The sequence below is a fragment of the Leptolyngbya sp. GGD genome (genome assembly GCF_026735145.1).
In the GTDB taxonomy this organism is placed as follows: domain Bacteria; phylum Cyanobacteriota; class Cyanobacteriia; order Leptolyngbyales; family Leptolyngbyaceae; genus Leptolyngbya; species Leptolyngbya boryana.
Window position 1 is genome coordinate 293,423 of record NZ_JAPQKE010000004.1, and the last position, 14,798, is coordinate 308,220.

13 protein-coding genes are annotated in these 14,798 nt (G+C 46.2%); 4 read left to right on the top strand and 9 right to left on the bottom strand.

Translation table 11 applies throughout. From position 1 onward, the window contains the following. Positions 1 to 18: 18 nt before the first annotated feature. The gene (locus OU814_RS20585) at positions 19 to 2,454 is read left to right on the top strand and encodes an ATP-binding cassette domain-containing protein (protein WP_268241952.1); all 2,436 of its coding nucleotides are present in this window, start codon (positions 19 to 21) and stop codon (positions 2,452 to 2,454) included. Between the two features lie 34 nt (positions 2,455 to 2,488). Here OU814_RS20585 and OU814_RS20590 read toward each other — a convergent pair whose 3' ends face one another. The 6 genes from OU814_RS20590 to OU814_RS20615 form a co-directional block, all read right to left on the bottom strand. Next, entirely contained in the window at positions 2,489 to 3,046 is a 558-nt protein-coding gene (locus OU814_RS20590) for an NYN domain-containing protein (protein ID WP_017287115.1), read from the bottom strand. 173 nt (positions 3,047 to 3,219) lie between these two features. Then, on the bottom strand, positions 3,220 to 3,612 hold the full coding sequence (locus OU814_RS20595; RefSeq protein ID WP_268241953.1) for a type II toxin-antitoxin system death-on-curing family toxin: 393 nt from the start codon (positions 3,610 to 3,612) through the stop codon (positions 3,220 to 3,222). Next, positions 3,609 to 3,833 carry an AbrB/MazE/SpoVT family DNA-binding domain-containing protein gene (locus tag OU814_RS20600; RefSeq protein WP_268241954.1) on the bottom strand — a complete coding sequence of 75 codons (225 nt, stop codon included), beginning with the start codon at positions 3,831 to 3,833 and terminating at the stop codon, positions 3,609 to 3,611. The genes OU814_RS20595 and OU814_RS20600 overlap by 4 nt, the downstream gene beginning before the upstream one ends. A 107-nt stretch (positions 3,834 to 3,940) precedes the next feature. Next, on the bottom strand, positions 3,941 to 4,414 hold the full coding sequence (locus OU814_RS20605) for a hypothetical protein (protein WP_268241955.1): 474 nt from the start codon (positions 4,412 to 4,414) through the stop codon (positions 3,941 to 3,943). A gap of 104 nt (positions 4,415 to 4,518) precedes the next feature. Further along, on the bottom strand, positions 4,519 to 5,232 hold the full coding sequence (locus tag OU814_RS20610) for an energy-coupling factor ABC transporter ATP-binding protein (protein ID WP_017287119.1): 714 nt from the start codon (positions 5,230 to 5,232) through the stop codon (positions 4,519 to 4,521). Positions 5,233 to 5,234: 2 nt separating this feature from the next. Next, complete coding sequence (locus OU814_RS20615) at positions 5,235 to 5,501, bottom strand: hypothetical protein (RefSeq protein ID WP_017287120.1); 267 nt, start codon at positions 5,499 to 5,501, stop codon at positions 5,235 to 5,237. A 253-nt stretch (positions 5,502 to 5,754) separates the two neighbouring features. Between OU814_RS20615 and psbD the strand changes: the two genes are divergently transcribed. Together psbD and OU814_RS20625 are read left to right on the top strand one after the other, a co-directional pair. After that, positions 5,755 to 6,810, top strand: a complete 1,056-nt coding sequence (gene psbD / locus OU814_RS20620; protein WP_017287122.1) for a photosystem II D2 protein (photosystem q(a) protein) — start codon at positions 5,755 to 5,757, stop codon at positions 6,808 to 6,810. Between the two features lie 748 nt (positions 6,811 to 7,558). After that, positions 7,559 to 9,409, top strand: a complete 1,851-nt coding sequence (locus OU814_RS20625; RefSeq protein ID WP_268241956.1) for an iron uptake porin — start codon at positions 7,559 to 7,561, stop codon at positions 9,407 to 9,409. A gap of 512 nt (positions 9,410 to 9,921) precedes the next feature. On the opposite strand, the gene OU814_RS20630 is transcribed toward OU814_RS20625, so the two are convergent. Next, positions 9,922 to 10,128 carry a chlorophyll a/b-binding protein gene (locus OU814_RS20630; RefSeq protein WP_268241957.1) on the bottom strand — a complete coding sequence of 69 codons (207 nt, stop codon included), beginning with the start codon at positions 10,126 to 10,128 and terminating at the stop codon, positions 9,922 to 9,924. A 418-nt stretch (positions 10,129 to 10,546) separates the two neighbouring features. Between OU814_RS20630 and OU814_RS20635 the strand changes: the two genes are divergently transcribed. Continuing rightward, a complete protein-coding gene (locus OU814_RS20635; RefSeq protein ID WP_017287125.1) occupies positions 10,547 to 10,867 on the top strand; it encodes an STAS domain-containing protein in 321 nt (106 codons plus the stop codon). A 54-nt stretch (positions 10,868 to 10,921) separates the two neighbouring features. Here OU814_RS20635 and OU814_RS20640 read toward each other — a convergent pair whose 3' ends face one another. Beyond that, positions 10,922 to 11,764, bottom strand: a complete 843-nt coding sequence (locus OU814_RS20640) for an alpha/beta fold hydrolase (protein ID WP_190647654.1) — start codon at positions 11,762 to 11,764, stop codon at positions 10,922 to 10,924. Next, the gene (gene uvrA / locus OU814_RS20645; RefSeq protein ID WP_268241958.1) at positions 11,761 to 14,733 is read right to left on the bottom strand and encodes an excinuclease ABC subunit UvrA; all 2,973 of its coding nucleotides are present in this window, start codon (positions 14,731 to 14,733) and stop codon (positions 11,761 to 11,763) included. Before uvrA ends, OU814_RS20640 begins: the two co-directional genes overlap by 4 nt. Positions 14,734 to 14,798 lie beyond the last annotated feature (65 nt).

Consider the following 14,798-nt stretch of genomic DNA (forward strand, 5'->3'; position numbering starts at 1 on the left):
AAGAGAGGAATTCTTGCCATGATGAGTACTGCTGACCAAACTACACTTGTTAGTCAAACCCAACCGTTTATTGAACTAAACAATTGTGGTGAAATTCTCCGGTTTCAACTTCAAGACGCAGAGTATCAACTTGGACGCGATCGCGCTTGGTCGGATTTAGAAATTCCCCAGATCGGTTGGGAAGTACTCTCGCGACAACAAGCGATTCTTCAGCGTGAAGGTGAAGACTATCGAATTTATGATGGCGATCGCGAAAAGGTGAGCCGCAATGGAATTTATATCAACCACACGCGCATCTCTGCCCAAACAGGCTATTTACTCAAGCATGGAACTCAGTTAACGATTGGACAAGATCCAAACAATCAAGTTGTTTTAACTTACTTCAATCCTGCGAGCAGTCCAACGATCACACCTAGTAAGTTTCGGCTCAACCTCAAACAGCTTCGCGAGTTTCCCGTCGAACTCGGACGCGATCCTGATCCGTTGCGCTATTCCTCGATGAAATTGGATGCTCCCGTTGTGTCCCGTCGTCATGCTTCGATTTCTCCGACTCGCGATGGCCGCTACACGCTGCAAGACCATAGTACGAACGGAACCTTTGTGAACGGGCAACGAATTGAGCGCTTTGCTGAACTGCGCGAGGGTGATCGCATTCGCATTGGACCGTTTACGTTGCTGTATGAGCGCGGCTGTTTAGAAATGGTCGATCGCGGCAATGAGATTCGTTTAGATGCAGTCCATCTCGTTCGCAAAGTTCAAGATAAAAAAGGTCAGAAACGAACCATCTTGAGCGATGTTTCTTTGTCGATCGAGCCTGGACAATTAGTGGCATTGGTCGGAGGAAGTGGAGCTGGAAAATCTACCTTAATGAAAACGCTTTTAGGCATTGAGCCGACAACATCAGGAACGGTTTATCTCAACGGCGAAGACCTGCGGCAGCAGTTTGAGCTATATCGATCGCACATTGGCTATGTTCCTCAAGATGATATTGTGCATGGCAATCTAACTGTTGAAGAAGTCTTGAGCTATGCCTGTAAGCTGCGATTGCCACCGGATACAAATGTAAAAGCGGTTCTCGATCGCACTTTGGAACAAGTGAAATTAAGCCATGTCAAACATACATTTGTGCGCGATCTGAGTGGAGGACAACGCAAGCGAGTCAGTATTGGGGTCGAATTACTCGCTGACCCAAGATTATTTTTCCTAGATGAGCCAACTTCTGGACTTGATCCAGGGCTGGACAAGGAAATGATGAACTTATTACGCGAGCTTGCCAATCAAGGAAGAACGGTCATTCTTGTCACTCATGCCACTGCAAATTTAGAAGTCTGCGATCGCGTTGCATTCATGGGGCGTGGAGGTAAGTTGTGCTACTTTGGCTCACCTCTGAACGCTTTAGAGTTTTTTGAAATGCCGTCTAATGATTTGAAGTATTTTGCTGATATTTATATCAAGCTTGACCAAGGCAGAACCAAACAAGAAGTACAAGCAACGGTTCAAATGTGGGCAACGAAGTTCGCCAGCTCGGTTGAGCAACGTCATTCTACTTTTTCTAAATCAAAATCTTCTGCCTCTCCAAAGCCAGCGCATTCTGCTCTCGTTCGTCAACTCGGTTTGTTAAGTCAACGCTATTTTCAATTGCTTTTGCGCGATCGTACAAGCTTACTTCTCACGCTACTGACTGGTCCAATCGGTATTACTTTAATTCGGCTCGCTCTAAAAGATAATACTTCTCTGACGCAAGTGGTTCCAGCGGAAGCAATGCAGGCTTCTCTTGCTTTAAGAACTTTATTCATCTTTAGCTGTATTGCAATTTGGGTGGGAATTTCCTGCGCGGCTCAAGAAATCGTCAAAGAAGCTGCGATCTATATGCGTGAGCGTTTGGTGAACCTGAATTTGATCGCTTATATCGGCTCAAAGCTCTTTGTGCGATCGGGAATTGCACTGTTGCAAACGATGTTGATTGTGATTGCGATCGCGCTAAATTTCCAATCTCCTGAATCAAAATTACTTCCCTGGATATTGAGTACAGGCGTGACAACTTTCCTAACGTTGCTGAGTAGTATTTGTTTGGGGCTATTACTATCAACCTTTGTCAAAAATGAAAATGAAGCCAACAATGCGTTACCGCTGATTATGATCCCGCAGATTATCTTCTCCGGCGTGTTATTTGAACTAGAAGGATTACCCGCGAAGTTTGCTTGGCTGTTACTAAGCCGTTGGTCAGTTGGAGCTTATGGCGCGATCGTCGATGTAAATGCAATGATTCCACCTGCGATTACGATCCCAGGACATGCGCCGATCCCACAGCCAATTCAAGCGAGTGCAGTTTACGATGCAACTTGGCAGAACTTAGGCTTGAACTGGGGAGTGCTTGGTGCCAGTAGTTTGGTTTACTTAGCGATCGCATTCATTCTGCAAAAACGCAAAGACATCAAAACGAATGGTCGCTGAGATCAACTCACACGCATTGCTCAAAACTCGTCTTTCACTGCGGCTTGTCCTTACCAAATCGCAAATCCGCCAATCGCTTCTGAGCATCTGGATCGAGCGAATGCATCAACAATCGTCCCGCTGATTTCTTCTTCGGCTTCAATTTGCTCTGAACTTTCCGCGCCGCAAATTCGACTTCATTGGCTAACTTTTCTGCCGACATCCACTCAGCTCCATATCCGACAACCGTTAACTGCTGAGCGCGATCGCTCGTTGCCACAATCAACCGCTGCTTAAATTTCCGCATGTCATATCGAAAATCTGCACAAGTTTTCTCGATATAAGTATCTGCGGTTTGCCCAAAATCGGTATAGCAGACATATAAATGCTTCGTGATGATTTCTCGATTTGTTCCGCCATCTCGAAACTGAGCATCGAACACCACATGCGTCTCAAAATCTTGATAAGCGCTATATCCCATCAGCGCTTCGACTAATTTCCGCCGCGACTCTTCTAATCCTTGGCGATCGCGAATTTCTTTCAGCTCATGCCAAGCTCCGACTATGTTATAGCCGTCCACCAATAGAAGTGCCTGTGGTGCAGAACGTGGCATCACTCAACGCAGAAAGGACAAGTTTGTAAAGATTGAATCGCTTCACATCTTAATAATATTGCATTTTTTTAATAAGGTCTGCATTCAGAGATGGGATTCGCAATTTCATGTCGATCGTGCAATTCTCGCAAAAAGCACAGTTTCGATCCAAGATTCGATCGACATTTCGATCTCTAATGTTCAATTGATCGAGTTGACAGCCAATTTGCGATCGCTGCTTGAGATTCTTGCCCTGCTGCCAATCTCAACATGACTTCTACAACTTCCTCTTCTGGTGCATTCAAGAAGTAACCATTCAACTCAAGAAAAACTGCGGCTACTACGAAAGCGATTCTCTTATTGCCATCAATAAAGGGATGATTTCTCGCCAATCCGTAAGCGTAGGCTGCGGCTAGATCGAAAATACTTGCAGATTCACCGTAGGTAAAGAGCTGTTGTGGTCTTGCTAAACTAGCAGACAATAAATTTTCATCCCGAATGCCAGGGCGACCGCCATATTGCTTAAGTTGATCAGCATGAACACTTCGCACAAAGGATTCTGATATCCAAATTGGTTCCTGAGTCACTTTGAAAGCTCGCGCAACGCATTCGTATATTTTTGATTTACTTTTTCGTAAGCTTGTATCGCTTTCTCTAAGTTAGGATCGCAGGCCGTTATTTTAATTCCATCAGGCGTATCGATAATATAGAGTGTATCTCCTTCCTGCACCTCAAGTTTTTTCAAAATTTCTTCAGGCAGAACGACTCCTAGCGCATCCCCAACTTTTTCAACTTTAAGATTGCTCATATTTAGTGAGTGATAGTAAAGGGTAGCTTGATCATAACTTCTAGCCCTGATCTCAAATTCTTAATTTATCTAGGCTTCCTTCTTGAAGAGGTGAATGGAAAGTGGACTTAATGAACGAAAAGGGCTTCTAATTTAGAAAATGCTCCATAAGGAAATTCTCCTGAACGATGCTGTTCAAAACTTTTCTCCTTAAGTAATATAGCCAGCTTTTTCATTTGAAAGTAAATTAGCGTCGCAAAATGACTAATTGTGATTTCAAACTCAACCAAGAGCTTTTCGTCTTTGATCGGATCTCCATATCGAGATGAAAATTCTGTAATGATGATTTTCATCCAATGTTTCTGAGCAGTGTTTCTAAGCAGTGTCCATCGATTGCCTCCCGGCTCATCCCACCATGTAAATTCGGCAGTTACAACACCTTTGAGTAGGGAGGTTGTTGCTTCAATCAGATCCCGAATTGGATCTCCAAAAACATGAGTGATTCCCAACTCGTAGATCTGTTTGTCAATAGACAGAAAGCAGGTACTCCATCCATGCGGTGAAAGAACATACATAAGATCGATATCGTCGCCGTCATACATATGATGAAATTGCTGCTAAGTACTACACTGATTCAAATCGTTAATCTGCAACGGCGAGCTTCATCTGTAAAACTGAGAATTTTGTTCGCTTAGCTCTAATGGCTCTAATCTTCGACCTCTTCCGTCTGCATCAATCTTTGTTTCAACCGTTCGGGATCACCTCGATCGACAACTTTCCCGGCTTCCAACAAAAATGCCCCGTCACAATATTCCAATTCTTCTAGCCGATGCGTCACCCAAAGCGCCGTAATTCCCCGCTTCTTCACCAAGGCTTGCACCTGCGCAACTAATTCCAACTGGCTATCGGGATCAAGCAGTGCGGTTGGCTCATCTAATAAAAGGACATCACAATGTCGCGCAATTGCACCCGCGATCGCGACTCTCTGCTTCTGTCCCCCACTCAGCGCATAAATCGGACGACGCTGAAACGCTCCCAAACTCACTGCCGACAGAGACTCTTCCACCCGTTGGCGAATCTCATCGATCTCTAATCCCTCATTCACCAACCCAAATGCCACATCTGCGCCAACCGTCGGCATCACCAACTGATGATCCGGATTTTGAAACACAAAACCGACCGGAGACGAAATCTGAATTTCTCCCCCAGTCGGTTGTAATAAACCTGCGAGAAGCCTTAACAATGTAGACTTCCCGCTTCCATTTGCGCCTAATAGCATCCAAAACTCTCCCTCTGGCACTTCCACAGCGCAAGAGTGCAGAATTTCTTTATCTTCCGACCAAGCGAAGCACAGATCAGTTGCTCGAATTGCCGCTTTCTGGAGCGTTTCTCCAGTCGGGTTAGGCGCGTCCAAAGTCATAACTACTCAGCCGCCACTGCAAAGAATCCAGCAGGTCTGCCCGAAGCCGCAGCGCTCGACTTCTCGTACATCTGAACGGCAGCGATCGAATCCGCAAACACCGCAATCTTCTTATCCGTCTGACGATCGCACGTGAATTCCAACAATTCACCTGGAGCCTTCATTGCCCCGATGATTTCTTGATAAGTCGCTTCTGCATCTTCAGCCGATTTGCGGTGAAATGACAGACCAATTGGAGTTCCCTTTAACGTTAATTCCAGAATAAACATAATGTCGATCGTACAAATTGCCAGTTCTCAGTATCGCAAATATCCGCAGAAACGGCTTGCTTCCCCATTCTGTCGGATCGAAGTCAAATTGCAAGAATTTCCGCAATTTTAAGATTTATTAAGAAAATACTGGAAATTTCTAGAGAAGTCTTCCTATAATCAAGAGCATAGGTAACGAAAAGTAAATTCTGCTCATAATTCTTGATGCAGCAGCGTTCAGTTTTTCATTCCATACTTATCTGGAGTTTTAATAATGACCATCGCAGTAGGTCGCGCGCCGCAGAGAGGAGTCTTTGACGCTCTCGATGACTGGCTCAAACGCGACAGATTCGTCTTCGTCGGTTGGTCGGGCATCCTGCTCTTCCCCTGTGCCTTCCTGGCACTCGGCGGATGGATGACCGGAACCACCTTCGTTTCCTCGTGGTACACCCACGGACTCGCGTCCTCGTACCTCGAAGGCTGTAACTTCCTCACCGTCGCAGTCTCCACCCCCGCTGACAGCTTAGGACACTCCTTGCTGTTGCTGTGGGGACCCGAAGCCCAAGGCGACTTCACCCGCTGGTGTCAACTCGGCGGTCTGTGGACCTTTGTTGCCCTACACGGCGCCTTCGGACTGATTGGCTTCTGCCTGCGCCAACTCGAAATTGCTCGGTTGGTGGGCATCCGTCCGTACAACGCGATCGCGTTTACTGGACCGATTGCCGTGTTCGTGTCGGTGTTCTTGATGTACCCCTTGGGACAATCGTCCTGGTTCTTTGCTCCCTCGTTTGGGGTAGCTGCCATCTTCCGCTTCATCTTGTTTGTGCAAGGGTTCCACAACTTCACCTTGAATCCGTTCCACATGATGGGCGTGGCGGGGATTCTCGGGGGTGCGCTGCTGTGTGCGATTCACGGAGCGACTGTAGAGAACACCCTGTTTGAAGACGGCGAAGGCTCCAGCACGTTCCGGGCGTTCAACCCGACCCAAGCAGAAGAAACGTATTCGATGGTGACGGCGAACCGCTTCTGGTCGCAGATCTTCGGGATTGCGTTCAGCAACAAACGCTGGTTGCACTTCTTCATGCTGTTCGTGCCTGTGACCGGGTTGTGGATGGCGTCGGTGGGCATCATCGGCATTGCGCTGAACTTGCGGGCGTATGACTTCGTGTCGCAAGAACTTCGGGCCGCTGAAGACCCAGAATTCGAGACGTTCTACACCAAGAACATTCTGCTGAATGAGGGCATCCGGGCATGGATGGCATCTCAGGATCAGCCTCATGAACACTTTGTATTCCCCGAAGAAGTATTGCCTCGCGGTAACGCTCTCTAAGAGACAAAGTCTTCTCAATTTCCCTGGCTTCTACCACTTTGGTAGGAGCTTTTTTAATTGCTTGACACGATCTCGAAAGGGTGTGCTACATTCAATTACAGATGAAGGGATTCAACGAATTCCAAGTCTGTAAACCCTTTGAAATTTATCCACTTAGGAAGTAGGAGGTGATGCCCATGCCAGATAGTAGTAAGTCCTTGGGTCGTCAGGTTAGAGTTAGTCGGCTGTGCGCCGGGGCTGTTCTCTAACAGTTATTTCAGACCTTTTGAATGTATTGTCCGTACAATTTTCAATTACTGGACTAACTCGGAGTTCCTTCCGGCAGTCTGGTTTCTAAACTGAAGACCCGCTACACCGCTCTGGTTATGAAAGTTGGATGCGTCCACTTTCCCCAACCAGAGCGGATAGTTTTTTAAAGCTAATTGAGTTTGGTTTCATTAAAACTTTATCGATCGCTCTAAAGAAGTACCTCTTTAGGTAGAGGAGGGTAAATTTTGAGTAAGGCAATCTGTTAGCCGTGGGTACTCTACCTAAAGAGCCTAAATCGTTTTCTTGCCATTGAATCCTGTAATGAAATACTGACAGTTTTAGAATTGGCACAATTTCCGTATGTCACATTTCAGCTATTGCAGGTAAACTATGGAAGTGCAGAGAAAAATCGGGCGCTTTTTGCCGATTTAGTGCTTTTGGTATAGAAGGCTCATTCAGTCGCTCTATCAAAACGAAAAAGGTGTGAGGAAAAAACACAATGCGTAAGATTCTATTGAACTCTTTGTTCACAAGTCCCGCTGTCTTAGGTGCAGCACTTGTGATGTCTTCGTCGGCATTTGCAGCTCAAAAAACTGAAGTTGTTGGATTGCCTGCTTTGGAAGTGGGAACTCAAACCACTCAAACAGCATCAGTTACGCCTTTGACAGAAGTTAAATCTCTCTCGACTGAGAAAACTGCTGAAGCTGTTAAGCCCCAACTACAAGCATCCGCTGAATTCAGCCCCGCTAAATCTGTAGTCGTTGCTGAGCCTGTAAAAGTTGCCCAAGCGGCACCTGAAGCTCAAGCGACTCCTAGTGTTGATTCTTTAGAGCAAATCAACCGCTACAGCCGCGAAGGCAGAACCGCAAATAGTGCTGGACAAGTCACCTCGGTGTCCCAATTGTCTGATGTTAGACCCACCGACTGGGCATTCCAAGCACTGCAATCCTTGGTTGAGCGCTATGGTTGTATCGCAGGTTATCCTGACCGGACTTATCGTGGAAACCGCGCACTGACTCGTTATGAGTTTGCGGCTGGTTTGAACGCTTGTCTCGATCGCGTTAACGAGTTGATCGCAGCAGCAACCGCTGACTTGGTTAAGAAAGAAGACCTCGCAACCTTGCAAAAACTGCAAGAGGAATTCGCGGCTGAACTCGCAACTCTGCGTGGTCGCGTTGACTCCTTAGAAGCTCGGACTTCGACCTTAGAGAAACAACAATTCTCTACCACCACCAAACTGGCAGGGGAAGTGGTCTTCGCTCTGACTGATGAGTTTGGTGTGGATGGAACTAACGGAAACAATACCGTATTCCAGAACCGGGTTCGTTTAGCTCTGAACACCAGCTTTACCGGAAAAGACTTGCTCGTTACCCGGATTGCAGCTGGTAACGCAGGTCTCTTCAACCTTCCCGCAGGTAGCGGTGCTGAAGGTATTCAAACCTTCAATTTTGGTAACACTGGCGGTAACTCTGGTTTGATCGACTGGGTGGCTTACTACTTCCCGGTTGGCGAAAACCTGAAATTCTATATTCCAGCCGTTAGTGGTCTGCACTATGACTATGCTCCGACTGTCAGCCCTGCATTGGATGCGGCTGATGGTGGTACAGGTCCGCTCTCCATCTTCGCGCAGCGCAACCCGATCTACTTGATTGGTGGCGGTGCAGGGATTGGTGCAAACTACAACCTCAACAATCGCTTCCAGGTTAGCTTAGGCTACTTGGCTGATAACTCCACTGGCACTCAGTTGACTTTCGGTGCGAACAACCCTTCTGATAAAAATGGTTTGTTCAATGGTAGCTACAGTGCTTTGGGTCAATTGACCTTTAGCCCAAGCGAAGCATTGCAAATTGGTCTGACCTATGTAAACGCTTATCGTCGTGGAGCAATCTTCGACGGTGGTTCGGCAGTTGCTTCTTCTGGTACTGCTTTGGCTAACCGCAACACTCTTGGGACAGGTTCTTCCCAAGTTAACGCTTATGGTGCGTCGGTTGCGTTCAAGCTCAGCCCTCAAGTTGTTATCAATGGCTTCTTCTCCTACATCAACGCAAACTTTGTAGATGATGGACAAGGTAAGAAAGACATTTGGACTTATGGTTTGGGTGTTGCATTCCCTGACTTTGGTAAGAAGGGCAACTTGTTAGGTTTCGTCGCAGGTGCTGAGCCTTATATGGGTAACCCTAGTGGTGGTGCATCGAACGATGTTCCGCTGCACTTTGAAGGTTTCTACAAGTACCAATTGACCGACAACATCTCGATCACTCCTGGTGTGATCTGGGTTGTGAATCCTGGTCAGAACGATGCAAACGATGATGTTGTTATCGGAACCTTGAGAACAACCTTCACGTTCTAGTTTTGTGAAGCGATCGCTGAAATATTTTGGCGATCAACCCTTTAAAGCGTTTCATCGCTTGATAAGCCTCATTATCTAAACCCTGTCAATTTGGCAGGGTTTTTGTCTTATCTCTATGCAACGGTAGAACTCATATCAAAGAATGAAGATTTAGTGATATGTTCAGCTCTCCTATTTTGATACTGAACTGGAGAAACTGTCACAGTAAAGACTAATTTGATTGGAGTTCAAAAAATATTTGAAAGGCATTGATTATCCTGCAGAAGCAAAGAATATATCATTAAGCATGCAGGAGGAAATGGGATTGATGAAGAACTGCGATCGCCTTTAGAAGAATGGCTAGAAGATGAATATGAGACACTCACTGATGTCAGTAAAGCAATCATCAAATTAATAGCTAAGATCGCTGAAATTCTTATTAGGAATATTGCAGCGATTTGCCACAAAAAATAGCGTGAAGAGAGGCATAATTTCTCTTCACGCTAATAGTAATTATTAACTTTAGACAGACACTAACCGATTAAGTGTAGAACATCGCGAGCCACACTATAACCTGCTAAATCCCAAAGCAGATAAGCAAGAAATCCAATCATTGCAAAGCGACCATTCCATAGCTCAGCTTGGGGTGTCCAGCCGAATAGGAAGGCATTGCGGTCTTTGCCATTGTAAGCAGTAGAGAGAGGCAAATCAGTCTGTGCATCAGTCTGGGGAGTTTGCATAATTAGGTTCCAAACGCTTCATACCTGACATGGTATTGTGGTCTTGGTTTGTCGCTGTCTATCTGTAGAAACAAGCTGTTACTCCTTCTTTAGATAGAGGTTGTACTAATCTTTGAACTGCAAAAGATTTGTGCTGTCTTTTCCATAAATGAGTGCAATAACTGAGATTTGAAAAACGTATTCATCAATACGGCAGTGTTGCTTCAACTAACTTAAAGTAGAACTGTGATTCTGATCCTGAAATAGGCATGGTGCAAGGAATCTTTAGCTACATCCTGAGATAGAGGCTACAGTGGAAAGCAAACGCTACATTACAACAAGTTAATTAACAGAACTTTCGTAGCGGTTTCGCTTCTGCCTAGCATCTATTGAGCTAGAGTTTTCTACTTATTATCGTTTAGCATTTGGGTTGTGGGGCATGGAATTATTAACTCGAACTATTCAGTTCCCGGAAACGTTGGATGAAGCGGCGATCGCTCACTTTCATCAGCAAGCAGATGATGCGATTCAGTCAGATGCAACTGTTCTGCTCGTTGATTTTACCAACGTTAAATTCATGAGCAGTCCCGGTCTGATGGCGCTCGTCATTGTTTTCAAACAGGCGCGTGAGGAAGGCAAGACCATGTTCTTGCAGTCGATCAATGATCAGATTAAGATGCTGCTGGAACTGACAGGCATGGATAAAGTTTTTGAAATTATCGAACATTCTACGGAAGAAGCTGAATTTGCGATCGTTTAGATCGAAGCTGAAACTTTAAAAACTCAGGAGCTTACTAAGCCCCTGAGTTTTTATTTATAAGCCGATAAATTCTCGAATATATTGATTGACTAAATTCGGCTGTTCTTGCTGTACCCAGTGGCTGCAATTTGGAATATATCGAATCTGCAAATTACGAACATATTCCTCTGTTCCGTAAGTTAATTCTTTTCCTAAAGCGATATCTTTTTCTCCCCAGATCATCAAGGTCGGGACTTCTAAAATCCCCCATTTTTTCTCAAGGATACCCGCTTGAAAAATGTTGCGGTAATAGTTAATAGCCGCAGTCGCAGCACCCCGTTTTGCAAACGCATCTTTGTAGAAATTGATGTCTTCAGCAGAGAAAACCTCTTGATTAACTGCCATTCCTTTTAAGGCTGTTTCTAAGAGTTTGTAGTCATCAAATTGAATGAGAAATTCCGGCAAGTAGGGAATTTGAAAAAGGAAGACATACCAGCTTTTTAATAACTGCTGTGGTGTGCGTAGACCTTGAGAAAACTTAGCAGGATGAGGAAGATTGAGGATGATTAGGCGATCAAGCATCTCCGGATACTCATACGCGAAATTCCAAGCGATCGCGCCTCCCCAATCGTGTCCAACCAGCGTACAGCGCTGGTATCCCAATCCTTCAATCGCACCTTTTACATCTGCGACTAATTCAGACATTTTGTAAGCGCTAGACTCGCTGGGTTTATCGCTCTCGTTATAGCCTCGAAGATCCAGGGCAACAGCGTGATGATCTTTAGCAAACTCTGGAAGTTGTTTGCGCCAGGAATACCAACATTCAGGAAATCCATGCAGAAACAGCATGAGATTGCCCTCGCCTTCAGCGACGTAATGGAGATTGATCCCGTTCGTATTGATGCGATCGTGTTTCATGATCCAGCAGGATATTGTTCTAGAACTTGTTTAAGATATTGACCTGTATAGGATTTAGGATGCTTGACGACATCCTCCGGAGTACCGACTGCAACAATTTCGCCGCCGCGATCGCCGCCTTCAGGGCCTAAGTCAATTAACCAATCCGAGCAGCGAATTACATCTAAATTGTGCTCGATGACTAACACAGAATTGCCTTTATCTACCAAGCGTTGAATCACATCTAAGAGTTTGTGAACGTCGTAGAAGGACAAGCCTGTTGTCGGTTCATCAATTAAATACAGCGTCTTTCCGGTTGCACGTCGAGATAGCTCAGTGGCTAATTTCACACGCTGGGCTTCTCCTCCAGAGAGAGTTGGAGCGGTTTGACCTAACCGCATGTATCCTAATCCAACATCAACTAACGTTTGCAGACGATTTGCCGCTTGGGGAATATTTTGAAAGAAGTCGGCAGCTTCTTCGACGGTCATGTTTAAGACATCTGCGATCGACTTGCCTTTAAATTTCACCTGCAACGTTTCACGGTTATACCGTGCGCCTTTACAGACATCGCATTGCACATACACGTCAGGTAAGAAGTTCATCTCGATGACATTTACACCCTGACCGCTACAAGCCTCGCATCGTCCACCTTTGACGTTGAAAGAAAATTGCCCCGCTTTGTAGCCTCTGGCTTTGGCTTCGATCGTTTCAGAGAAGACTTCGCGAATGCAGTCGAAAACGCCAGTATAAGTGGCTGGATTGGATCGAGGTGTGCGTCCGATTGGAGATTGATCAATGACGATCGCTTTATCAAGCGCATCTAAACCTTTGACAGGCTTCATTTCCTTCGGCTGCGGAACCTTATGCCCAAAATGATGCTGAATTGCAGGATAGAGCAATTCATTAATCAAGGTTGATTTTCCAGACCCGGATACACCCGTGACGCAAACTAGTTTACCTAGTGGAATTTCGACATCAATATTTTTGAGGTTGTTGCGTTGGGCAGCGCCAAGTGTAATCGCTCTCCCATTTCCCGATCGCCGTTCTGCTGGCGTTTGAATCGCCCGTCGTCGAGACAGATAGGCTCCAGTCAGCGATTCTTCGGCATCCAGCAGTGTATCGAGATCGCCTTGAGCAATCACCCGTCCTCCATGCACGCCTGCACCCGGTCCAATGTCTACCAAATGGTCTGCTGCCCGAATCGTTTCTTCATCGTGTTCGACCACGATTAAGGTATTGCCCAAATCGCGAAGTTTCGTCAGGGTGTTGAGCAAGCGAGTATTATCCCGTTGATGCAGCCCGATACTTGGCTCGTCTAGGACATATAGCACTCCGGTCAATCCTGCACCGATTTGAGTCGCCAGTCGAATCCGTTGAGCTTCTCCACCCGAAAGCGTCATTGCGGTGCGATCGAGTGTTAAATAATCGAGTCCAACATCGAGGAGAAACTGCAAGCGGGATCGAATTTCTCGCAGCACGAGATCCCCGATCTGAGCTTGTCGATCGCTCAGTTCTAAATTCTCGACGCGATCAAGACAATCTCGAATCGAAACCCCTGTGAAATCTTGAATGTGATACTGCCCTAAGCGAACAGCGAGCGCTTCTGGCTTTAATCGTTTGCCATGACAGACATCACAAGGTTGATCGACTAAATACTGTTCGAGTTTTTGCTTGTACAGATCAGAACTGGCTTCGCGATATTGTCGATCGAGCAGAGGAATCGCTCCTTCATATCGACGGTGATAGCCTTTATTCTCCTGGTATCGCGAATCGACTTCGATCCAAATCGGGTCTTTAGAACCGTAGAGCATGATGTGTTGCTGCTCGGCGCTCAGTTGATTCCAAGGGGTTTGAATATCGAATCCGTATGCCTCGGCAACACTGCAAATCAGCGAAAGATAGTAAGTGTTGTCCTTATCTGACCAAGGCGCGATCGAGGCATAAACCGGAAGATTTGGATTTGGAATGATCAAGTCAGGCGAAAAGGTGCGATGGCTGCCAATTCCATGACAATTCGGACATGCTCCATACGGCGAGTTGAACGAAAACAGGCGCGGAGAAAGCTCTTCCATCACTGCACCATGTTCTGGACAAGCGAAATTTTCTGAGAATACGAGTTCTGAAGGCTGATCTTCTGAGTCTGCTTCGCGCATCAAATCAATAATGGCGATTCCGTTCGATCGCTTTAAGCAAGTGGTCAAGGAATCGCTCAACCGTTCTTGCATGTCGTCTTTTTTGATTAATCGATCGACGACAATTTCGATCGTGTGCAATTGATTTTTATCCAATTCGATGGAATCACTCAACTCTCGCACTTCGCCATCGACGCGCACCCGCACAAATCCTTCTGCGGCAAGTCCTGAGATTAATTTGCGGTGAGTGCCTTTCTTCCCACGCACCACAGGGGCAAGAATTTGGAACCGAGTCCGGTCGGGCAATTCCATGACGCGATCGACCATTTGATCGATCGTCTGGGGAGTAATCGAGCGATCGCAAATCGGACAATGCGGCATCCCCGCGCGACCATAGAGAAGCCGCATATAGTCGTAGATTTCTGTGACCGTGCCGACGGTTGACCGAGGGTTATGAGAGGTCGATTTCTGATCAATCGAAATCGCTGGACTTAATCCTTCGATCGCATCGACATCTGGCTTATCGACTTGTCCGAGAAATTGTCGTGCATAAGCGCTGAGCGATTCGACATAGCGGCGTTGACCTTCTGCGAAGATGGTGTCGAATGCCAGAGAAGACTTGCCTGAGCCTGAAACTCCGGTAAACACGATTAATCGATCGCGCGGCAGATCGAGATCGACATTTTTTAAATTGTGTTGTCTTGCGCCTCGAATCCGAATGGAATTCAGTGAAACAACTTTTTGAGCTTTCTGAGCAGGCTGTTTTTTCGAGCCGTTCGATTCGATTTCGGCTCCTAAATCAGGACTTAAGACCGGAGCATCGGAGCTTTTGGGTTTGCTGACACGCTTAGGCATTCGGAGGGCGAAGAAATAGTCCTTCATGATTCTATCGCTCTCACCCACCGATCAAGTTGATTTGT

Bases quoted from the DNA above. Each gene is read 5' to 3' on its own strand.
- OU814_RS20615 (WP_017287120.1), bottom strand. From the start codon at position 5,501: ATGTTTATTCTGGAATTAACGTTAAAGGGAACTCCAATTGGTCTGTCA.
- OU814_RS20610 (WP_017287119.1), bottom strand. From the start codon at position 5,232: ATGACTTTGGACGCGCCTAACCCGACTGGAGAAACGCTCCAGAAAGCG.
- psbD (WP_017287122.1), top strand. From the start codon at position 5,755: ATGACCATCGCAGTAGGTCGCGCGCCGCAGAGAGGAGTCTTTGACGCT.
- OU814_RS20640 (WP_190647654.1), bottom strand. From the start codon at position 11,764: ATGAAACACGATCGCATCAATACGAACGGGATCAATCTCCATTACGTC.
- OU814_RS20625 (WP_268241956.1), top strand. From the start codon at position 7,559: ATGCGTAAGATTCTATTGAACTCTTTGTTCACAAGTCCCGCTGTCTTA.
- OU814_RS20590 (WP_017287115.1), bottom strand. From the start codon at position 3,046: ATGCCACGTTCTGCACCACAGGCACTTCTATTGGTGGACGGCTATAAC.
- OU814_RS20585 (WP_268241952.1), top strand. From the start codon at position 19: ATGATGAGTACTGCTGACCAAACTACACTTGTTAGTCAAACCCAACCG.
- OU814_RS20630 (WP_268241957.1), bottom strand. From the start codon at position 10,128: ATGCAAACTCCCCAGACTGATGCACAGACTGATTTGCCTCTCTCTACT.
- uvrA (WP_268241958.1), bottom strand. From the start codon at position 14,733: ATGCCTAAGCGTGTCAGCAAACCCAAAAGCTCCGATGCTCCGGTCTTA.
- OU814_RS20600 (WP_268241954.1), bottom strand. From the start codon at position 3,833: ATGAGCAATCTTAAAGTTGAAAAAGTTGGGGATGCGCTAGGAGTCGTT.
- OU814_RS20635 (WP_017287125.1), top strand. From the start codon at position 10,547: ATGGAATTATTAACTCGAACTATTCAGTTCCCGGAAACGTTGGATGAA.
- OU814_RS20605 (WP_268241955.1), bottom strand. From the start codon at position 4,414: ATGTATGACGGCGACGATATCGATCTTATGTATGTTCTTTCACCGCAT.